The following is a 20316-nucleotide window of genomic DNA, read 5'->3' as shown; positions in this document are numbered from 1 at the left end:
CAGTGGATACAAGCTGTTACTGTACCGGCCAGAACGCCCGTCCTGCAGCCCTTTCGGTGATGCGAGACGGCTGATACCGCCCGAGGTTTTCATGCCCCGCACGGCTCACGGCACGCCCCCTTCCCAGCGCACCACGGACCGGATTCCCACCTGATGCGTCACCTCATACTCCTGCTGATCGGCCTGTTCGCCAGCGCCGCCGCGAGCGCGACAATCAGCGAGAGCCATGGCTATGCCCAGTTCGGCGGCCTCAAATACCCCGCCAATTTCAGCCATTTCGACTGGGTGAACGCCGACGCCCCCAAGGGCGGAACCCTGCGGCTGATGGCATTCGGCACCTTCGACACCCTCAACCCCTACACCTTCAAGGGCACCAGCCCGGTGGCCACGCCGAACTTCCTGCAGTACGGCATCTCCGAGCTGAACGAGCCGCTGATGGTCGGCACCGGCATCTATGACCCTTCGGGGGACGAGCCCGCCTCCAGCTATGGCCTGATCGCCTCCAGCGTCGAGTACAGCGAGGACCGCAGTTGGGTGGTCTTCAACCTGCGCCCGGAAGCACGCTTTCACGACGGCAAGCCGATCACGGCCTACGACGTGGCCTTCTCCTACCGCACGCTGGTCGGCAGCGGCCACCCCCAGTACCGCACCAGCCTGCAAGAGGTGGAGCGGGTCGACATCCTCAACCGTCACCGCATCCGCTTCGTCCTCAAGCGCGCTGGCAACCCGCTGCTGATCCTGCGCCTCGGCGAGCTGCCGGTACTGCCGCAGCACTACTGGAAGGATCGTGATTTCAAGGCCACCACCTTCGAGCCCCCGCTGGGCAGCGGCCCCTACCGCATCACCCAGGTCCGCCCCGGACGCGGGCTGGTGTTCGAGCGCGTCAAGGACTGGTGGGGCAAGGACCTGCCGGTGAACCGCGGCAAGTACAACTTCGACCGGGTCGAAGTGGAGTTCTACCGCGACGCCAACGTCGCTTTCGAAGCCTTCAAGGCCGGCGAGTTCGACTTCTACATCGAGCACCAGGCGAAGAACTGGGCCAACAGCTACCGCTTCCCGGCCGTGGCCCGAGGCGATGTGATCCGCGCCGAAATTCCGCACCAGATCCCCACCCAGACCCAGGCCCTGTTCATGAACACCCGCCACACGGTGTTCCAGGACCGCCGCGTGCGCGAGGCCATGGGGCTGATGTTCGATTTCGAGTGGACCAACCGCGCCCTGTTCAACAACGCCTACCTGCGGGCCGCCAGCTACTACCCCAACAGCGAATTCACCGCCACCGGCAAGCCAGAGGGACAGGAATGGCTGCTGCTCTCGCCGTATCGGGGGCAGCTGCCGGCCCAATTGTTCACCGAGCCCTTCAAGGTGCCGACAACCGACGGGCGCGGCATCCCGCGTGAAACCCTGCGCCGGGCGCTGGGTCTACTGGGCGATGCCGGCTGGAAGCTTTCCGGCCAGCGCCTGTTGAACACACGCGGCGAGCCGCTGCGCTTCGAGATCCTGCTGGTCAACCCCAACCTCGAGCGAATCCTCCAGCCCTACGCCGAGAACCTGGCGGGCATCGGCATCGACGTCACCCTGCGAACCGTCGACCGCGCCCAGTACAAGCAGCGCCTGGACCACTTCGACTACGACATGATCCTCATGACCCTGCCCCAGAGCCTCAGCCCCGGACTGGAACAGTCGCTGTACTTCCATTCCAGCCAGGTCGGCGTGAAGGGCAGCAAGAACTACGCCGGCGTCGCCGATCCGGTGGTGGACGCCCTGCTGGAGCGCCTGCTGGGCGCCCGCACCCGCGACGAGCAGGTGGCCGCCGGCCGCGCACTGGACCGCACGTTGCTTTGGCAGCACTACAGCATTCCCAACTGGTACCTCAACTACCATCGCCTGGCGTACCGCAACCGGTTCGCCTTCGTCACCACGCCGCCCTACACCCTGGGTCTGCGTGCGTGGTGGCAGAAGCCCACGGAGAACACCCGATGAGCACGAACCCCCTGCGCACCTGGTGCCTGGCCGGCTGCGGCGCCCTGCTGCTCGGCCTCGCCGGCCTGGCCCAGTGCGAACCTCGGCACGCCATCACGCTGTATGACGAAGCCCCCAAATACCCGGCGGGCTTCAAGCACTTCGAGTGGGTCAACCCGGACGCCCCCAAGGGCGGCACCCTGCGCCTGGCCAGCTACGGTGGCTTCGACAGCCTCAACGACTTCATCCCCAAGGGCACGTCGGCCAGCCAGTTGGGCCTGATCTACGACTCCCTGACCTTCCACTCCCCGGACGAGCCATTCACCGAGTACGGCCTGCTGGCGGAGAAGATCGAGAAAGCGCCGGACAACAGCTTCGTGCGCTTCTACCTCAACCCCAAGGCCCGCTTCAACGACGGCACTCCGGTGACCAGTGAGGACGTGGTCTTCACCTTCCAGACCCTGCTGCAGCACGGCGACCCGATGTACCGCCACTACTATTCCGACGTGGACAAGGTGGTGGCCGAAGACGCTCAGCGCGTGCGCTTCGACTTCAAGCACCCGGGCAACCGCGAGCTACCGCTGATCCTCGGGCAGATCCAGGTCCTGCCCAAGCACTGGTGGAGCACCCGCGACTTTGCCAAGGCCTCCCTGGAGCCGCCCCTGGGCAGTGGCCCCTACCGCATCGCCCAGGTAGAAGCCGGGCGCTCGATCCGTTTCGAGCGGGTCAAGGACTGGTGGGGCAAGGACCTGCCGGTGGTCCGTGGCTATTACAACTTCGACGTCATCAGCGTCGACTACTACCGCGACATGTCCGTCGCCCTGGAAGCCTTCAAGGCCGGGCAGTTCGACTTCAACCTGGAGTACTCCGCCAAGGACTGGGCCACCGGCTACGACTGCCCGGCCTTGCGCAAGGGGCACATCACCCAGACGGCCATCCCCAACCACAACCCGGTGGGCATGCAGGCCTTCGCCTTCAACATCCGCCGGCCGGTGTTCCAGGATCGCCGCGTGCGCGAGGCCATCGCCTCGCTGTTCGACTTCGAGTGGACCAACCGCCAGCTGTTCTTCGGCGCCTACAAGCGCACCCGCAGCTACTTCGAGAACTCCGAGATGGCCTCCAGCGGCCTGCCGACCGAAGCCGAGCTGAAGATCCTCGAACCCTTGCGCGGCAAGATCCCCGACGAGGTCTTCACCCAGCCCTTCCAGCTACCGGTCAGCGACGGCAGCGGCATCATCCGCGACCAGAAGCGCCACGCCTACAAGCTGCTCACCGAGGCCGGCTACCGCATCGAGAACGACCGCATGGTGGGGCCGGACGGCAAGCCGCTGAGCTTCGAGATCATGATTGCCCAGGCCAACCTGGAGCGGGTGATCCTGCCGTTCAAGCGCAACCTGGCCGAGCTGGGCATCGAACTGGTGATCCGCCGTGTCGATGTCTCCCAGTACATGACCCGCCTGCGCTCGCGGGACTACGACATGATTCCCGCCACCTGGGGCCAGTCGAACTCGCCGGGCAACGAACAGATGGAGTTCTGGCACTCCCGCAGCGCCGAGAGCCCGGGCAGTCGCAACTTCATCGGCCTGCGCGATCCGGCCGTGGACACCCTGGTGGAAGGCCTGATCCGCGCCGACTCCCGGCAGAGCCTGATCGACCATGCGCGGGCGCTGGACCGCGTCCTGCTGTGGGGGCACTACGCCATTCCCAACTATTACGTCGACACCTGGCGCGTCGCCTACTGGGACCAGCTCCAGCGCCCCGCCGCAACGCCGCAGTACGACCTCGGCCTGTTCACCTGGTGGCAGAAGCCCGGTGCCACGCCTGCCGCTGAGGCAACGGACACGCCCGAAGCCCAGGCCACCGAACCGCAACAGGACGCCCGCTGATGCTCGCCTACATCCTGCGGCGCCTGCTGCTGATCATCCCCACCCTGTTCGGCATCCTGCTGATCAACTTCATCATCATCCAGGCCGCCCCCGGCGGACCGGTGGAGCAGATGATCGCCAAGCTGGAAGGCTTCGACGCGGCCTCCGGTGGCGCCACCGGGCGCATCTCCGGAGGCGGCGGAGAGGTCTCGGTGGCCGGCTCCAACTACCGCGGCGCCCAGGGCCTGGACCCGGAGCTGATCAAGGAAATCGAGAAGATGTACGGCTTCGACAAGCCGGCACCGGAACGTTTCTGGCTGATGGTGAAGAACTACCTGCATTTCGATTTCGGCAACAGCTTCTTCCGTGATGCCAAGGTCACCGACCTGATCCTGGAGAAGATGCCGGTGTCCATCTCCCTCGGGCTCTGGAGCACCCTGATCATGTACCTGGTCTCGGTGCCCCTGGGCATCGCCAAGGCTGTGCGGCACGGCAGCGTGTTCGATGTCTGGACCAGCACCGCGATCATCGTCGGCTACGCGATTCCCGCCTTCCTGTTCGCCATCCTGCTGATCGTGCTGTTCGCCGGCGGCAGCTACTACGACTGGTTCCCGTTGCGCGGGCTGACCTCCAACCACTTCGACGAGCTGAGCCTGGGCGGCAAGGTGCTCGACTACTTCTGGCACCTGGCCCTGCCGGTGACGGCGCTGGTGATCGGCAACTTCGCCACACTCACCTTCCTCACCAAGAACAGCTTCCTCGACGAGATCAACAAGCAGTACGTGATCACCGCGCGCGCCAAGGGCCTTTCGGAGAACCGCGTGCTGTACGGCCATGTGTTCCGCAACGCCATGCTGCTGATCATCGCCGGCTTCCCGGCGGCCTTCATCGGCATGTTCTTCACCGGCTCGCTGCTGATCGAGGTGATCTTCTCCCTCGACGGCCTGGGCCTGCTGAGCTTCGAGTCGGCGGTCAACCGCGACTACCCGGTGGTGTTCGGCACGCTGTTCATCTTCACGTTGCTGGGCCTCCTGGTGAAGCTCATCGGCGACGTCACCTACACCCTGGTCGATCCGCGCATCGACTTCGAAAGCCGGGAGGGCTGACATGCGCCTATCGCCCATCAACCGCCGTCGCTTCGAGCGCTTCAAGGCCAACAAGCGTGGCTGGTGGTCCCTCTGGCTGTTCCTCACGCTATTCGTCCTCAGCCTGGGCGCGGAGCTGATCGCCAACGACAAGCCCCTGGCCATCCGCTACGACGGGGAGTGGTACTTCCCCGCCTTCAAGCGCTACCCGGAAACCACCTTCGGCGGCGAATTCCCGCTGGAGGCCAACTACCGCAGCCCGTACATGAAGGAACTGATCGCCGCGCGCGACGGCGAGATGTACTGGCCGCCGATCCCCTTCAGCTACGACACCATCAACTACGACCTGAAGGTCCCCGCTCCCGCGCCGCCCTCCGCCGACAACCTGCTGGGCACCGATGACCAGGCACGCGACGTGCTCGCCCGGGTCATCTACGGCTTCCGCGTTTCGGTGCTGTTCGCCCTGACCCTGACCCTGCTGAGCGCGGTGATAGGTGTCACCGCAGGCGCCCTGCAGGGCTTCTACGGCGGCTGGGTGGACCTGGCCGGGCAGCGCTTCCTGGAGATCTGGTCCGGGCTGCCGGTGCTCTACCTGCTGATCATCCTGGCCAGCTTCGTTCAACCGAACTTCTGGTGGCTGCTGGGCATCATGCTGCTGTTCTCCTGGATGAGCCTGGTGGACGTGGTGCGTGCCGAGTTCCTGCGCGGCCGCAACCTGGAATACGTGCGCGCTGCGCGGGCGCTGGGCATGCAGAACGGCGCGATCATGTTCCGCCACATACTGCCCAACGCCATGGTCTCCACCATGACCTTCCTGCCCTTCATCCTCACCGGCGCCATCGGCACCCTGACGGCACTGGACTTCCTCGGCTTCGGCCTGCCCCCCGGCGCACCGTCCCTGGGTGAGCTGGTGTCCCAGGGCAAGTCCAACCTGCAGGCGCCCTGGCTGGGCATCAGCGCGTTCGCCGTGCTGGGCCTGATGCTGACGCTGCTGGTGTTCATCGGCGAAGCCGCCCGCGATGCCTTCGACCCGAGGAAGTGAGATGAGCGAGAACCTGATCGAAATCCGCGACCTCTCCGTCGCCTTCAGTGCCGGCAACGCGACCCAGACGGTGGTGGAAGGGGTGAGCTTCGACATCCGCAAGGGCGAAACCCTGGCCCTGGTGGGCGAGAGTGGCTCCGGCAAGTCGGTGACCGCGCACTCCATCCTGCGCCTGCTCCCCTACCCGCTGGCCAGCCACCCGAGCGGGCATATCCGCTATGGCGGCAACGACCTGCTCCGGCTCCCGGAGGCGCGCCTGCGCGGCATCCGTGGCAACCGCATCGCCATGGTGTTTCAGGAGCCGATGACCTCACTGAACCCGCTGCACTGCATCGAGAAGCAGATCAACGAGGTGCTGGCCCTGCACAAGGGCCTGACCGGCAAGGCGGCCACTCGACGGACCCTGGAGCTGCTGGAGCTGGTCGGCATTCCCGAGCCGGCGAAGCGCCTGCGTGCCCTACCCCACGAGCTGTCAGGCGGACAGCGCCAGCGGGTGATGATCGCCATGGCCCTGGCCAACGAGCCGGAACTGCTGATCGCCGACGAACCCACCACCGCCCTCGACGTGACCGTGCAATTGAAGATCCTCGACCTGCTCAAGGACCTTCAGGCACGCCTGGGCATGGCGATGCTGATCATCAGTCACGACCTCAACCTGGTGCGCCGCGTGGCCCACCGGGTGTGCGTGATGCAGCGCGGGCGCATCGTCGAGCAGGCCGACTGCCAGGCGCTGTTCAAGGCCCCCCAGCACCCCTACACCTGCGAGCTGCTGGCAGCCGAACCCAGCGGCGGCCCCGTTCCGGCCAGCGAAGGACCGGCCATGCTGGAAGTGAACGACCTCAAGGTGTGGTTCCCGATCCGCAAGGGCCTGCTGCGCCGGACCGTGGACCATGTGAAGGCAGTGGACGGCATCGGCTTCACCCTGCGCCAGGGGCAGACCCTGGGCATCGTCGGCGAGAGCGGCTCCGGCAAGTCGACCCTGGGCCTGGCCATCCTCCGCCTGCTGGGCAGCCAGGGCGCGATCCGCTTCCAGGGGCAGGCGCTCGAAGGGCTCTCGCAGAAGGAGGTGCGGCCACTGCGCCGGCAGATGCAGGTGGTGTTCCAGGACCCCTTCGGCAGCCTCAGCCCGCGCATGTGCGTGGGCCAGATCGTCGGTGAGGGGCTGCGTATCCACGGCATCGGCAGCGAGGCGGAGCAGGAAGCAGCGATCATCGAAGCCCTGCGCGAGGTGGGCCTCGACCCCGAGACCCGGCACCGCTACCCCCATGAATTCTCCGGCGGCCAGCGCCAGCGCATCGCCATCGCCCGCGCCCTGGTGCTCAAGCCCGCACTGATCCTGCTGGACGAACCCACCTCGGCGCTGGACCGCACCGTGCAGCGCCAGGTGGTCGACCTGCTGCGCAACCTGCAGGCCAAGTACAACCTGACCTACCTGTTCATCAGCCACGACCTGGCCGTGGTGCGCGCCCTCAGCCACCACCTGATGGTGGTCAAGCACGGCCAGGTGGTGGAGCAAGGGCCGGCAGAGGCCATCTTCTCCGCCCCCCAGCACAGCTACACCCAGCAACTGCTGGAAGCCGCCTTCCTGGCGCCGTCTACCGCTCACTGACCCCAGGAGAACCGCCACATGGGATTCCTCACCGGCAAGCGCGTCCTCATCGTCGGGGTGGCCAGCAAGCTGTCCATCGCCTCGGGTATCGCCGCCGCCATGCACCGAGAAGGCGCCGAGCTGGCCTTCACCTACCAGAACGACAAGCTGCGCAGCCGGGTCGAGGAATTCGCCCAGGAGTGGGGCTCCGGCCCGGATCTGTGCTTCCCGTGCGACGTCGCCCGCGACGAGGAGATCGCCGCCGTGTTCGAGGCACTGGGCCAACGCTGGGATGGGCTCGATGTGATCGTTCACTCCGTGGGCTTCGCCCCCGGCGACCAACTGGATGGCGACTTCACCGAGGTCACCACCCGCGACGGCTTCCGCATCGCCCACGACATCAGCGCCTACAGCTTCATTGCCCTGGCCAAGGCTGGCCGCACGCTGATGAAAGGCCGCCACGGCAGCCTGCTCACCCTCTCCTACCTCGGCGCCGAGCGCACCCTGCCCAACTACAACGTGATGGGCATGGCCAAGGCGAGCCTTGAGGCCGGCGTACGCTACCTGGCCGGCAGCCTGGGCCCTGAAGGCACCCGGGTGAACGCCATCTCCGCCGGCCCGATCCGCACCCTGGCGGCTTCGGGGATCAAGCATTTCCGCAAGATGCTGGCAGAAAGCGAGCGCCAGACGCCCCTGCGACGCAACGTGACCATCGAGGAAGTGGGCAATGCAGCGGCCTTCCTCTGTTCGGACCTGGCCTCAGGCATCAGCGGCGAGACCCTCTACGTGGACGGCGGCTTCAACACCACCGCCATGGGGCCGCTGGAGGACTGACTCCTCACTGCCCGAACGAGCCCGCCTTGTGCGGGCTTTTCATTTCCTGCGGGCAAGAAAAAACCGCCCGAAGGCGGTTTCTTCATCAGCCCACGCGGATCAGTAACGCTCGATCTTCGCGTCGGCTTCCAGCTGGCGACGGTATGCCGCGAAGTCCTGCTGGCCACTGCGGGACGCCAGGAAGCGGCTGTACATGGCCTTGTCCTGCTCGGACAGGGTCTCGTCGGGCTGGCTGACACCATTCAGGCGTACCAGCACGTAGTCACCGTTCTTCAGCGCCACGGAGGTGAAGCTGGGCTTGTCGGCGGCAGCCGGCTTGGGCATGCGGAACACGGCCTGCAGCAGGGAAGGATCGACACCCTCCTGGCCACGGGTCGCGGCTTCCACCACGTTCCAGGTCTGGCCGTCCTGAGCCTGGTCGACCGGGGTCTTGCCTTCACGCAGGCTGGCCAGCAGGGCATCACCCTTGGCCTTGACGGCCTCGGTGGCTTTCTCCTGCTGCAGGTGCTGGCGAATGCTGTCCTGCACGGAAGCCAGCTCAAGCTGCTCGGGCTTCTTGTGCTCCTTCACGCGTAGGGCGACGACGGTTTCCGGGTCCAGCTCGATGGCCGAGCTGTTGGCGCCGTCTTCCAGCACTTCGGTGCTGAAAGCAGCCTGAAGCACCTGACGGTTGGCCGCGAGGCCTTCGCCACCTTCACGACCGAACGGGGCGCTGGTCTTCACCTCGAGCCCCAGTTCCTGGGCCGGCTGGCTCAGGTCGGACGCTTCGAAGGCGGAGTCTTCCAACTGCTTGGTCGCCTCGACGAAACGCTGCTCGACGCGTTGCGCCTTGAGATCGCGCTCCATCTTGTCCTTCAGGCTGGCGAAGCTGGGCACCTCGGGCGCCTGCACGGCCAGCAGCTTGATCAGGTGGAGGCCGTAGGGCGTGCGCACCGGAGCGGAGACTTCACCTTGCTTGAGGGCGTAGAGGGCGTCCTCGAAGGCGGGCTCGTAGACACCACGGCCGGCAAAGCCGAGATCACCGCCGTTGGTGGCCGAACCGGGGTCCTGGGAGAACTCCTTGGCCAGGGCGGCGAAGTCTTCACCCTTGTCCAGGCGCTGCTTGATCTCGTCGATCTTCGCCTTGGCCTGTTCCTCGGTCTGCTTGTCGTTGACCTCCACCAGGATATGAGCGGCATCACGCTGCTCGGACAGGTTGGAGATTTCCTTCTCGTACTGGGCCTTGAGCTCGTCGTCGCTCACGGAGACCTGGCTGAAGAACGCATCCTTCTTCAGCTCGACGTACTCCAGCACGACCTGCTCGGGGCTCATGAACTGGGCCTTGTGCTCGTCGTAGTAGGCCTTGACCTCGTCGTCGCTGACCTGGGTGGCCTTGGGATCGGCCTTGAAGGTCAGGGTGGCGAAATCGCGGGTCTGCTTCTCCAGGCGGGCAAAGGCACGAACCTCGTCATCGGTCACGAAGCCGCTACCGGCAAGACCGGCACGCAGTTGACCGATGAGCATCTCGCGCTCCAGCTCCTGGCGATACTGCAGGCGGGTGTAGCCCATCTGGCGCAGGACCATGTCGAAGCGGTCGGCACTGAACTTGCCGTTGTCCTGGAACTCGGGCGTCTGGACGATCAGTTGGTCGATGGCCTGCTGGGAGAACGCAAAATGCGCGCTCTTGGTGCCCTGCAGCAGCAGGCTGCGGTCGATCAGGCCCTTGAGCGCAGCTTCACGCAGCAGCTTGTCATCCAGCATGGAGGCATCGAAATCCTTGCCGAGCTGCTGCATCAACTGGCGACGCTGCATGTCCACGGCTTGCGACAGCTGGTTCTGGGAGATTTCCTCACCATTCACCTCGGCCGCCGTCTGACGATGGCTGGTGGCATTGAAAATGGCATCGAAACCGGTCAGCGCCAGCAGAGCGATGATGACGCCGATGATGGTCTTGGCAATCCACCCCTGTGAATTGTCCCTGATGTTCTGCAGCATGGGTCCCCCAGAAACGACTGTACTGACTCAAACAGCCGTGCAGAGCGGGTAGAAGATTGGGTCCGGATAAAAGAAAGGCGCATCCGAGGATGCGCCTTCTCTTAACTGTCGGGGTAGCCGGAGGGTTACCCCTCGGCAGGCTGACTGCCTTGCTTCCCCGAGCCGCCTCCGAGCTAGTCCGGAGGCGGATGGGCAAAGCCAGAGGGACGCTTAGTTGACGGCGTCTTTCAGAGCTTTACCAGCCTTGAAACCGGGGATCTTGGCAGCGTCGATCTTGATCGGCTTGCCAGTCTGCGGGTTGCGGCCAGTGCGAGCAGCGCGCTCTTTGACAGCGAAGGTACCGAAACCTACCAGCACCACGGAATCACCAGCCTTCAGAGCGCCAGTGACGGATTCGATCACTGCGTCCAGCGCACGGCCAGCGACAGCTTTCGGGATATCAGCGGATGCGGCGATGGCATCAATCAGTTCCGACTTGTTCACTCTTAAGTCCCCTTATATCTGTTGAGTTTGCTTCTTAGTTCTTCGGTGTAAGCAAAGCGGGTGCTGGATGGCCTGCTGACACATAGGAGCCGCTTTATAACAAGGGCTCGAAAAATGTGTCAAGAAAGCCCCCCGGCTAATGCGTGCTGATTCGCTCCTTGGAATCAGGCTCGCGCTTTTCATCCTTTGCAACCATCTCGGGAGCCGCATCGGGCAAGGGCTCCGGCGCGTATTGCAGCGCAATTTGCAGGACCTCGTCAATCCATTTAACGGGTTTAATATTCAGATCCTGCTTGATGTTTTCAGGGATTTCTTTCAAATCACGGACGTTTTCTTCGGGAATGATCACAGTTTTGATACCGCCCCGATGAGCCGCCAGCAATTTCTCTTTCAAACCACCGATTGCGAGCACTTGGCCACGCAAGGTGATTTCCCCGGTCATGGCGACATCAGCGCGCACAGGGATTTGCGTCATGGCCGACACGAGGGCTGTGCACATGCCGATGCCCGCGCTGGGCCCATCCTTCGGCGTAGCCCCTTCGGGCATGTGGATATGGATGTCGCGCTTCTCGTGGAAATCGGCCGGAATGCCGAGACTCTTGGCGCGACTGCGCACCACGGTGAGTGCAGCCGTGATGGATTCCACCATCACATCACCGAGCGAGCCGGTCTTGGTCAGTTGCCCCTTGCCCGCCACGACAGCCGCCTCGATGGTCAGTAGCTCACCACCAACCTGGGTCCATGCCAGGCCTGTTACCTGGCCAATCTGGTCCTGCAGTTCAGCCAACCCGTAACGGAACTTGCGCACGCCCAGGAAGTGCTCCAGCGAATCAGCCGTCACAACCACACTGAAACGCTTCTCGCGGGCGTGTTCCTTGACGGCCTTGCGGCACACCTTGGCGATCTGGCGCTCCAGGCTGCGCACGCCGGCTTCCCGGGTGTAGTAGCGGATGATGTCGCGGATCGCTGCTTCTTCGAACGCCAGCTCCCCTTTCTTTAGGCCATTGGCCTGGGTCTGCTTCGGAGCCAGGTACTTGGTCGCGATATTGACCTTCTCGTCCTCGGTGTAGCCAGGCAGGCGAATCACCTCCATACGATCCAGCAGGGGCGCCGGAATGTTCATGGAGTTCGCGGTGCAGAGGAACATCACATCCGAGAGATCGTAGTCGACCTCAAGGTAATGGTCGTTGAAATTGTGGTTCTGCTCCGGGTCAAGGACCTCAAGCAGCGCAGAAGCCGGGTCGCCGCGCATGTCGCTGCCCATCTTGTCGATCTCGTCGAGCAGGAAGAGCGGGTTGCGAACCCCGACTTTGGTCATCTTCTGGATGAGACGGCCCGGCATGGAACCGATGTAGGTACGGCGGTGGCCACGGATTTCGGCTTCGTCACGCACGCCACCCAAGGCCATGCGGATGAACTTGCGGTTGGTGGCACGGGCGATTGATTCGGCCAGCGAGGTCTTGCCCACGCCGGGCGGCCCGACCAGGCAAAGGACAGGGCCTTTCACCTTCTTGACGCGCTTTTGCACAGCAAGGTATTCGAGGATCCGCTCCTTGACCTCTTCGAGGCCATAGTGATCGGCATCCAGGATGTCTTCTGCCTTCGCCAGGTCCAGACGGACCTTGCTCTCGGCCTTCCACGGCACGTTCACCAGCCAGTCGATGTAGGAGCGGACGACCGTAGCTTCCGCCGACATGGGCGACATCTGCTTGAGCTTGTTCAGCTCGGCATTGGCCTTGGTGAGAGCTTCCTTGGTGAGCCCCGCATTGTCGATGCGTTTCTTCAGCTCCTCGATCTCGTTGTGGCCTTCATCAATGTCACCGAGCTCCTTCTGAATGGCCTTCATCTGCTCATTCAGGTAGTACTCGCGCTGGCTGCGCTCCATCTGCTTCTTGACGCGCCCACGGATACGCTTCTCGACCTGCAACAGGTCAATCTCGGCATCCAGGAGAGCCAGTACGTGCTCAACGCGCTCGGACAGATCGGTGATCTCGAGGATCTCCTGCTTCTGCTCGATCTTGAGAGCCATGTGCGCCGCCATGGTATCCACCAAGCGACCCGGCTCATCGATGCTGTTCAGCGAGGAGAGCACCTCGGCAGGCACCTTCTTGCCCAGTTGAACGTACTGTTCGAACTGGCTAAGCAGGCTGCGAACGAACACTTCGGACTCACGCTCACCCGCGTCAGCCTCATCGATCAGGGCAACCTCGGCCCGGCAATGACCTTCTACTTCGAAGAAGCGCTCGATGGCGCCACGCTGCTCGCCTTCGACCAACACCTTCACGGTGCCGTCAGGCAGCTTGAGCAATTGGAGGACGGTTGCGACCGTACCGACACGGTACAGGGCGTCTTCGCCCGGATCGTCGTCCGCCGGGTTCCTCTGCGCCAACAGAAGAATTTGCTTGTCCCCGGTCATCGCGGCCTCCAGGGCCTCGATGGATTTCTCACGCCCCACAAACAGCGGGATGACCATGTGCGGATAGACCACGACATCACGCAATGGCAGGAGAGGCAATTCTACGGTTGTCTTCATGATTTCAGCTCTACAGCGGCCATGGGCCGTTAACAGATAGGGTGACCCTGAGGGACTAAGATGGGGGCACGTCTGGGAAAAAACAAGCGCTGTAGTGGGAAAGACAAAGGGGCCCGAGGGCCCCTTTGGTGATCACGCGTCGGGCGCAGCTTTCGCCGGCTGTTCGCTGTTCTCGTAGATCAGCAGCGGCTTGGAGGCTCCTTCGATGACACTTTCATCGATGACCACCTTGCTGACCTCGTTCTGCGAGGGGATTTCGTACATCGTGTCGAGCAGCACGCCTTCGAGGATCGAGCGCAGTCCCCGGGCACCGGTTTTGCGCTCGAGCGCACGGCGAGCAACAGCCTTGAGTGCGTCCGGACGGAACTCCAGATCCACCCCTTCCATTTCGAAGAGCTTGCCGTACTGCTTGGTCAGAGCGTTCTTCGGCTCGGTGAGGATCTGGATCAATGCAGCCTCGTCGAGTTCGTCCAGGGTGGCGATCACCGGCAGACGACCTACGAACTCGGGGATCAGGCCGAACTTGACCAGGTCCTCCGGCTCCGCATCGCGCAGGGTTTCACCCACCTTCTTGCCCAAATCAACACTGCGGACCTCGGCATTGAAGCCAATACCGCCACGAGCAGAGCGGTTCTGGATGACTTTCTCCAGCCCGGCGAACGCACCGCCGCAAATGAAGAGGATGTTGCGGGTATCTACCTGCAGGAATTCCTGCTGGGGATGCTTGCGACCACCTTGCGGCGGCACGGACGCAACGGTGCCCTCGATCAGCTTCAGCAATGCTTGCTGGACGCCCTCACCCGACACATCACGGGTGATGGAGGGGTTATCGGACTTACGGGAAATCTTGTCGATCTCATCGATGTAGACGATGCCCATCTGGGCCTTTTCCACGTCGTAATCGCACTTCTGCAGCAGCTTCTGAATGATGTTCTCGACATCCTCCCCCACATAACCCGCCTCGGTGAGCGTGGTTGCGTCGGCGATGGTGAAGGGAACATTCAGCAGGCGAGCGAGCGTTTCGGCCAGCAGCGTCTTGCCGGAACCCGTAGGGCCGATCAGGAGGATGTTGCTCTTGCCGAGCTCGATGTCATCCTTCTTGTCGCGCTGATTGAGACGCTTGTAGTGGTTATAGACGGCGACCGCGAGGACCTTCTTCGCGCGCTCCTGACCAATCACATACTGATCCAGGATGGTGCGGATTTCCTTGGGCGCCGGCAGCTTGTGCGCATTGCTCTCGGCCTGGGCTTCCTGCACCTCCTCACGGATGATGTCGTTGCACAGGTCGACGCACTCGTCGCAGATAAAGACGGAAGGGCCAGCAATCAACTTGCGCACTTCGTGCTGGCTTTTGCCGCAGAAGGAGCAATAAAGCAGTTTGCCGTTGTCCTCGCCATTGCGGGTGTCAGTCATTCGATCAATCCAGTCGGGATAGGCATGAAACACAAGATGAAGGCAAATGCGGGCATTTTCAAGCCCGCGGAGTGGCCGGCGGAAGCCGGCCACGGTGCTGCGGATGGTGTTAGCTGGCGATCTGACGCTTGCTGAGGACCTGATCGATCAGTCCGTATTTGACAGCCTCATCACCACTCATGAAGTTGTCGCGATCAGTATCACGGGCGATCACATCGATCGGCTGTCCGGTGTGATCGGCCAGGATCTTGTTCAGGCGCTCACGGATCGTAAGGATCTCACGCGCGTGAATCTCGATGTCCGAAGCCTGCCCCTGGAAACCACCCAGAGGCTGGTGGATCATCATGCGCGAGTGTGGCAGGCAGTAACGCTTACCAGCTGCACCACCCGCCAGGAGCAACGCACCCATGCTGCAGGCTTGGCCGATGCAGATGGTGGATACGTCAGGCTTGATGAACTGCATGGTGTCGTAGATCGACATCCCGGCAGTCACCGAACCACCCGGAGAGTTGATGTAGAGGTGAATGTCCTTGTCGGGGTTCTCGGCTTCGAGGAAGAGCAACTGGGCAACCACCAGGTTGGCCATGTAGTCCTCGACCTGACCCACCAGGAAGATAACCCGCTCCTTCAGCAGGCGGGAATAGATGTCGTAGGCGCGCTCGCCACGGGCAGACTGCTCCACCACCATCGGCACGAGGCCGCCAGCAGCCTGGATATCAGGGACTTGTTGCTGCATAAAAGAATTGCGGGACATGTCCAGCGATCGCTCCCTAACTAATGTCATGTCTCAAAGACGCATAAGCCAGCTCGGAGGCTGGCTTATGGTGTGCTCGAACGAGGCGAAACGATCAGGCGGCTTGCGAAGCTTCTACCGGCTTGACTGCATCTTCGTAGGAGACCGCTTTGTCAGTCACGTTGGCCTTCTGCAGGACAGTATCTACAACTTGTTCTTCCAGCACAACAGAACGGACTTCGTTCAGCTGCTGGTCGTTCTTGTAGTACCAGGCCACGACCTGCTCAGGCTCCTGGTAAGCGGAGGCCATTTCCTCGATCAGCTCGCGAACGCGGGCGTCGTCCGGCTTCAGCTCGAACTGCTTGACCACTTCAGCCACGATCAGCCCCAGAACCACGCGACGCTTGGCTTGCTCTTCGAACAGCTCGGCCGGCAGTTGATCAGGGTTGATGTTGCCGCCGAACTGCTGAACAGCCTGAACGCGCAGACGGTTCACCTCGTTGCCGATCAGTGCCTTCGGTACCTCGATCGGGTTGGCAGCCAGCAGGCCGTCCATTACCTGGTTCTTGACCTTGGACTTGATGGCCTGGCGCAGCTCACGCTCCATGTTCTTGCGAACTTCGGCGCGGAAGCCTTCCAGACCGCCTTCCTTGATGCCGAACAGCGCGAAGAACTCGTCGTTCAGCTCCGGCAGGATGGGGGCGGAGACGCTGTTCACGGTCACGGTGAACTCGGCAGTCTTACCGGCCAGATCCAGGTTCTGGTAGTCCTCGGGGAAAGTCGGGTTGATGACGCGCTCTTCGCCCGCCTTGACGCCAACCAGGGCATCTTCGAAGCCCGGGATCATGCGACCGGAGCCCAGCACCAGGCTGGTGCCCTTGGCAGAACCGCCCGCGAAGGCTTCGCCGTCGATCTTGCCGACGAAATCGATGTTCAGCTGATCGCCATTCTCGGCAGCACGATCCACTGCTTCGAAGCGAGTGTTCTGCTTGCGCAGGATTTCCAGCATGTTGTCCACGTCAGCGTCGCCGACTTCAGCCTGCAGGCGCTCGACCGCAATGGACTCGAGACCAGCGACCTGGAACTCCGGGAACACTTCGAAGGTGGCGATGAACTCGAGGTCCTTGCCCTTCTCGAACACTTTCGGCTCGACGGAAGGCTGGCCGGCCGGGTTCAGCTTCTGCTCAACCACAGCCTCATAGAAGGAAGACTGGATCAGATCGCCCAGGACTTCCTGGCGAGCAGCGTCTTCGTAACGCTGACGGATCACGCTCATGGGCACCTTGCCCGGACGGAAGCCAGCGACCTTGGCGCGGCGAGCAGTCTGCTGAAGACGCTTGTTGACTTCAGTCTCGATCCGCTCGGCCGGCACACCAACGGTCATACGGCGCTCGAGAGCGGAGGTGCTTTCAACAGAAACTTGCATGGATATTCCTCGTTGCAGACATTTGCCGGCCGGACCGGCCCCATAATCAAGGGTCGGCATTCTATTAGAGGAAAATGCAGAAGTCACCCCGCCAACCCATCGCTCTTCGCGCCTCTGCCTACAAGCGCCGACACCAATGGATTCGCACCTTTATAAGGAAGGACCGCCCTACCCGGCCAACATCCCTGCCCGATGCCTACGGCCGGGCGGGCAGCGCTCCGGCAGTACAGCACGCCCAAGGCCGGACGACACTGCGGCCGGATGCCGCAAATGCAGACCCCGGAACGACGAAAGGCAGCCCGAAGGCTGCCTTTTCATCCCCTACCCGGTTCTTGCAAGCAAACCCAGGGGCAAGGGTCATCGAATAATGGTGCGGACGGAGGGAACCAATACAGAAGCACAACTAATTGAATTTAAAGTGTTTATCCTTAAAACATTTAAATATCTGTACTAACCACTGTACTAACTCATCTGCGCTGGATTCGGCGGCTACGCAGAGCACCCCGGCGAATCCTGCTCGGCCTCGGCAGGACGTTCACCGCATCCGCTGGTCTACCCTTCCAGAACCTGCCAGAGGAAGCGCGTCATGTGCGGCCGAGTAGTCCAGGCCATGAGCTGGGCCGAGATCCATCACCTGCTGAATATCCACAGCGAGCCGCCAGAGCAGGCGGAGCCGCGCTACAACGTGGCGCCTACCACCCAGGTGCAGATGGTGCTGCCCCTCAAGGCGAGTGGCCGGTTGGCGCCGGTGCGCTGGGGGTGGCGGCCGCACTGGGCGCAGGATCGCGCAGCTCCTATCAACGCCCGCGCCGAGACGGTGGCCAGCGGACGTTACTTTCGCACGATCTGGCCCCATCGCATGCTATGCCCCATCTCCGGCTGGTATGAGTGGGTGGACGAGGGAGGCCCGAAGAAACAGCCTTACTACATCCGCAGGCGCGACGGGGCTCCTACCTTCTGCGCCTCCATCGGCCAGGTGCGCGACGAGCCACACGAGGGCGACGGCTTCGTGATCATCACCGCCGATGCTCTGGGCGGCATGGTCGACGTCCACGACCGCCGGCCGGTAGCGTTCGCCCCGGAGCTGGCCCGGGAGTGGCTGGACCCAGCCACGCCACGGGAGCGCGCCGAGGAGATGCTGCGCCAGGGCGAGGGGCCGGAGGCGTTCGAGTGGTACCGCGTCGACCGAGCCGTGGGCAATGTGCGCAACCAGGGGCCGCAACTGATCGTGCCTCTGCCCTCGCCTCTTATCTGAGGCCTCTGGCGAGCCCCGTGGCCCTGGCGGCATACTGGATATCCATCCACATTTATCGCCAGCACCATGCACCTCCAGATCGACCAGCGGTTGCGCCTCTACCAGGCCGCCTTCCATTACCCCGCCCACATCTACGGCGACCCGGAGCGCTGGCGGCGCGAGCAGTTGCAGGCGGCGGACGAACTGCTACGCGCTCGCGTGATCGAGGCGGCCGAGTACCTGGACATGCGCGACGAGGTGCTGGCGGTTCACGCCTACGCGCTCGAGCGCACTGCCGGGGATGCGCTGGAAATCACCGGGGTTTACGCCGTTCTGGATGCATCCAATGGCGGCCCAGTCGGCCGCCTGGAACGGCGGTACCTCAGCGCCGGTACCCGACCCGAACTGGACCGCCTCACTGCGATGCACGATGCGAATGGTCAGCTGCAGATGATGCGCGACCGCCGCGACCCGGTCGGCCCGGTGTACGGCCTGGAGTTCCACCACCAGAACGGCAGCCGTTACCGGTTCCAGCCGCTCGGCTTTTTCCATCTCGGCCGCATCGTTCCGATCATCACCGACCCAGACCACCACCAGATCCTGGCAGCGCTGTTGCAGGCGGCAACAGAAGCGGGCGACCACGCCCTGGCGGAGCTGTACCGGAAACGCCTGCGCTGGTCCGAGTTCAGGTGCTGCCCGACCTGTCGCAGTCGGTTCGCCCATCGAGACGACTGCAGTAGATGCGAAGGCCTGGGCCTCGTCCGGGGCCAGCCTCAGTCCTGAAGGATACTCACCTCGGCCGTGCCCAGGTCAATCCAGCTATCTCGCTCGCCTCGCGGGTTGCAGACGTAGGCCTGAGCGGTAGTGCCGTGCTTCGGCTCGGCCGGGATAACGGCAATGTGGCGCAGCAGCTGCTTGCCGTCGTAGTAGGTGCTGGCTGAGCGGTGAAACTCCCAGATACCCGCCTTGTCTCGTTCGGTCACCAGTCGATCCAGGAGAATCGACCGCGTCGGGAACCGTAGTCGCATCGTAGCCATTGCCCACCTCACGGAGCGGAAGAAGGCGGCCATTCTACGTCACATCCCTGCGAACAGGCCGCCCAGGGCGTCGGGTGCCCAGTTCATGATCACCAGCTCGCCGGTAACCTCGGCCGGGCCCTGCCGTTGGTTAGTGTTCGAGTATCGGATGTCGAGCCGCTCCATGTGGAAGCCCTGGAACACACGCCGGATGTCCGGGTGGTCGTTGATGCTCACCATCACCCGTCCCTTACAGCGCCGCATGAACTCGGCCATCCGCTCATAGTTGGCGAACGGGAAATCGAAACCGTAACCCTCGGTCTGCCAGTAGGGAGGGTCCATATAAAGGAAGGTGTGCGGCCTGTCGTAGCGCTCGGCGCAATCGAGCCAGGCCAGGTTTTCTACGTAGACGCCAGACAGGCGCTGCCAGGCGGCCGACAGGTTCTCCTCGATACGCATGAGATTGATGGCCGGGCCCGTGGTGGCGGTGCCGAAGGTCTGCCCGGCCACCTTCCCCCCGAATGCATGGTGCTGCAGGTAGAAGAACCGAGCGGCCCGCTGGATATCGGTCAGCGTCTCCGGCCTGGTCATCTTCTGCCATTCGAAGATCTGGCGGCTGGACAGCGCCCATTTGAACTGGCGCACGAACTCCTCGATATGGTTCTGCACCACCCGGTACAGGCATACCAGGTCGCCGTTGATGTCGTTTAGCACCTCCACGGGGGCGGGCTGGGGGCGCAAGAAGAACAGCGCAGCTCCGCCAGCGAAGACCTCGACGTAGCACTCATGCGGAGGGAACAGCGGGATCAGACGGTCAGCAAGACGGCGCTTGCCGCCCATCCAGGGAACGATTGGGTTAGTCATATATGCAAGCCTTTACTGTATAAATAAACAGGTGTTAGCCTGCCTCCGCTTCGTCGACGAGGCGGAGGGCCTAGGCTGGGCTTGCAGGCGTGCTCTGCAGTTCGGTGACCGCTGCCAGTGCTGGAACACTGGCAGCGGTCGCCCTTCTCGATGAGGCCGCTTGACCTCTGGTGGTGTGGAAGAATTGGTGAATGGGGTATTGCCAAATAGGAACAATGTTCCTATATTAAATCCATGCCAGCCACAACGGCGAGGCGACATCAG

The 20316-nt window shown here is 63.1% G+C and carries 16 protein-coding genes; 8 read left to right on the top strand and 8 right to left on the bottom strand.

The genetic code is table 11. The features are described 5' to 3' along the window. Positions 1-153 precede the first annotated feature (153 nt). The 6 genes from RTK35_RS17965 to fabI are packed head-to-tail and all read left to right on the top strand — an operon-like array spanning position 154 to position 8376. A complete protein-coding gene (locus RTK35_RS17965) occupies positions 154-1983 on the top strand; it encodes an extracellular solute-binding protein (RefSeq protein ID WP_316908640.1) in 1830 nt (609 codons plus the stop codon). Then, a complete protein-coding gene (locus RTK35_RS17960; RefSeq protein WP_316908639.1) occupies positions 1980-3848 on the top strand; it encodes an extracellular solute-binding protein in 1869 nt (622 codons plus the stop codon). The genes RTK35_RS17965 and RTK35_RS17960 overlap by 4 nt, the downstream gene beginning before the upstream one ends. Continuing rightward, complete coding sequence (locus RTK35_RS17955) at positions 3848-4933, top strand: microcin C ABC transporter permease YejB (protein WP_044408312.1); 1086 nt, start codon at positions 3848-3850, stop codon at positions 4931-4933. Before RTK35_RS17960 ends, RTK35_RS17955 begins: the two co-directional genes overlap by 1 nt. Position 4934: 1 nt before the next feature. Then, positions 4935-5954 carry an ABC transporter permease gene (locus tag RTK35_RS17950; protein WP_044408315.1) on the top strand — a complete coding sequence of 340 codons (1020 nt, stop codon included), beginning with the start codon at positions 4935-4937 and terminating at the stop codon, positions 5952-5954. Between the two features lies 1 nt (position 5955). Then, positions 5956-7563 carry an ABC transporter ATP-binding protein gene (locus RTK35_RS17945; RefSeq protein ID WP_316908638.1) on the top strand — a complete coding sequence of 536 codons (1608 nt, stop codon included), beginning with the start codon at positions 5956-5958 and terminating at the stop codon, positions 7561-7563. Positions 7564-7581: 18 nt separating this feature from the next. Continuing rightward, positions 7582-8376, top strand: coding sequence for an enoyl-ACP reductase FabI (gene fabI, locus RTK35_RS17940; RefSeq protein WP_236211715.1), 795 nt, complete (start codon positions 7582-7584; stop codon positions 8374-8376). Positions 8377-8475: 99 nt separating this feature from the next. Here fabI and RTK35_RS17935 read toward each other — a convergent pair whose 3' ends face one another. The 6 genes from RTK35_RS17935 to tig all read right to left on the bottom strand — a co-directional run bounded on the left by RTK35_RS17935 (position 8476) and on the right by tig (position 16938). Further along, positions 8476-10350: a SurA N-terminal domain-containing protein gene (locus RTK35_RS17935; RefSeq protein ID WP_074968211.1), complete on the bottom strand. Its 1875-nt coding sequence runs from the start codon at positions 10348-10350 to the stop codon at positions 8476-8478. Positions 10351-10560: 210 nt separating this feature from the next. Continuing rightward, positions 10561-10833 carry an HU family DNA-binding protein gene (locus RTK35_RS17930; RefSeq protein ID WP_004422505.1) on the bottom strand — a complete coding sequence of 91 codons (273 nt, stop codon included), beginning with the start codon at positions 10831-10833 and terminating at the stop codon, positions 10561-10563. A 136-nt stretch (positions 10834-10969) separates the two neighbouring features. Beyond that, a complete protein-coding gene (gene lon, locus RTK35_RS17925) occupies positions 10970-13366 on the bottom strand; it encodes an endopeptidase La (protein WP_316908637.1) in 2397 nt (798 codons plus the stop codon). Between the two features lie 132 nt (positions 13367-13498). After that, on the bottom strand, positions 13499-14779 hold the full coding sequence (clpX, locus tag RTK35_RS17920) for an ATP-dependent Clp protease ATP-binding subunit ClpX (RefSeq protein ID WP_044408338.1): 1281 nt from the start codon (positions 14777-14779) through the stop codon (positions 13499-13501). Positions 14780-14888: 109 nt separating this feature from the next. Then, on the bottom strand, positions 14889-15533 hold the full coding sequence (gene clpP, locus RTK35_RS17915; RefSeq protein WP_182852244.1) for an ATP-dependent Clp endopeptidase proteolytic subunit ClpP: 645 nt from the start codon (positions 15531-15533) through the stop codon (positions 14889-14891). A gap of 94 nt (positions 15534-15627) precedes the next feature. Then, positions 15628-16938, bottom strand: a complete 1311-nt coding sequence (gene tig / locus RTK35_RS17910) for a trigger factor (protein WP_316908636.1) — start codon at positions 16936-16938, stop codon at positions 15628-15630. Between the two features lie 586 nt (positions 16939-17524). On the opposite strand from tig, the gene RTK35_RS17905 reads away from it, so the two are divergent. Continuing rightward, complete coding sequence (locus RTK35_RS17905) at positions 17525-18193, top strand: SOS response-associated peptidase (RefSeq protein WP_316908635.1); 669 nt, start codon at positions 17525-17527, stop codon at positions 18191-18193. Positions 18194-18259: 66 nt separating this feature from the next. Next, positions 18260-18955: a hypothetical protein gene (locus RTK35_RS17900; protein ID WP_316908634.1), complete on the top strand. Its 696-nt coding sequence runs from the start codon at positions 18260-18262 to the stop codon at positions 18953-18955. Here RTK35_RS17900 and RTK35_RS17895 read toward each other — a convergent pair. Then, positions 18946-19155, bottom strand: a complete 210-nt coding sequence (locus RTK35_RS17895) for a hypothetical protein (protein WP_279801234.1) — start codon at positions 19153-19155, stop codon at positions 18946-18948. The two genes, RTK35_RS17900 and RTK35_RS17895, sit on opposite strands and share 10 nt — an antisense overlap. 93 nt (positions 19156-19248) lie before the next feature. Further along, positions 19249-20052: a DNA adenine methylase gene (locus RTK35_RS17890; protein WP_316908633.1), complete on the bottom strand. Its 804-nt coding sequence runs from the start codon at positions 20050-20052 to the stop codon at positions 19249-19251. Positions 20053-20316: the final 264 nt, after the last annotated feature.

The organism is Pseudomonas sp. zfem003 (assembly GCF_032621675.1).
GTDB lineage: Bacteria > Pseudomonadota > Gammaproteobacteria > Pseudomonadales > Pseudomonadaceae > Metapseudomonas > Metapseudomonas otitidis.
The sequence above is the reverse complement of the archived record's forward strand: the minus strand, read 5'-3'. Positions and strand labels throughout refer to the sequence as shown.

Bases quoted from the DNA above. Each gene is read 5' to 3' on its own strand.
- fabI (WP_236211715.1), top strand. From the start codon at position 7,582: ATGGGATTCCTCACCGGCAAGCGCGTCCTCATCGTCGGGGTGGCCAGC.
- RTK35_RS17935 (WP_074968211.1), bottom strand. From the start codon at position 10,350: ATGCTGCAGAACATCAGGGACAATTCACAGGGGTGGATTGCCAAGACC.
- clpP (WP_182852244.1), bottom strand. From the start codon at position 15,533: ATGTCCCGCAATTCTTTTATGCAGCAACAAGTCCCTGATATCCAGGCT.
- lon (WP_316908637.1), bottom strand. From the start codon at position 13,366: ATGAAGACAACCGTAGAATTGCCTCTCCTGCCATTGCGTGATGTCGTG.
- RTK35_RS17950 (WP_044408315.1), top strand. From the start codon at position 4,935: ATGCGCCTATCGCCCATCAACCGCCGTCGCTTCGAGCGCTTCAAGGCC.
- RTK35_RS17900 (WP_316908634.1), top strand. From the start codon at position 18,260: ATGCACCTCCAGATCGACCAGCGGTTGCGCCTCTACCAGGCCGCCTTC.
- RTK35_RS17945 (WP_316908638.1), top strand. From the start codon at position 5,956: ATGAGCGAGAACCTGATCGAAATCCGCGACCTCTCCGTCGCCTTCAGT.
- RTK35_RS17905 (WP_316908635.1), top strand. From the start codon at position 17,525: ATGTGCGGCCGAGTAGTCCAGGCCATGAGCTGGGCCGAGATCCATCAC.
- RTK35_RS17955 (WP_044408312.1), top strand. From the start codon at position 3,848: ATGCTCGCCTACATCCTGCGGCGCCTGCTGCTGATCATCCCCACCCTG.
- RTK35_RS17965 (WP_316908640.1), top strand. From the start codon at position 154: ATGCGTCACCTCATACTCCTGCTGATCGGCCTGTTCGCCAGCGCCGCC.
- tig (WP_316908636.1), bottom strand. From the start codon at position 16,938: ATGCAAGTTTCTGTTGAAAGCACCTCCGCTCTCGAGCGCCGTATGACC.
- RTK35_RS17890 (WP_316908633.1), bottom strand. From the start codon at position 20,052: ATGACTAACCCAATCGTTCCCTGGATGGGCGGCAAGCGCCGTCTTGCT.
- clpX (WP_044408338.1), bottom strand. From the start codon at position 14,779: ATGACTGACACCCGCAATGGCGAGGACAACGGCAAACTGCTTTATTGC.
- RTK35_RS17960 (WP_316908639.1), top strand. From the start codon at position 1,980: ATGAGCACGAACCCCCTGCGCACCTGGTGCCTGGCCGGCTGCGGCGCC.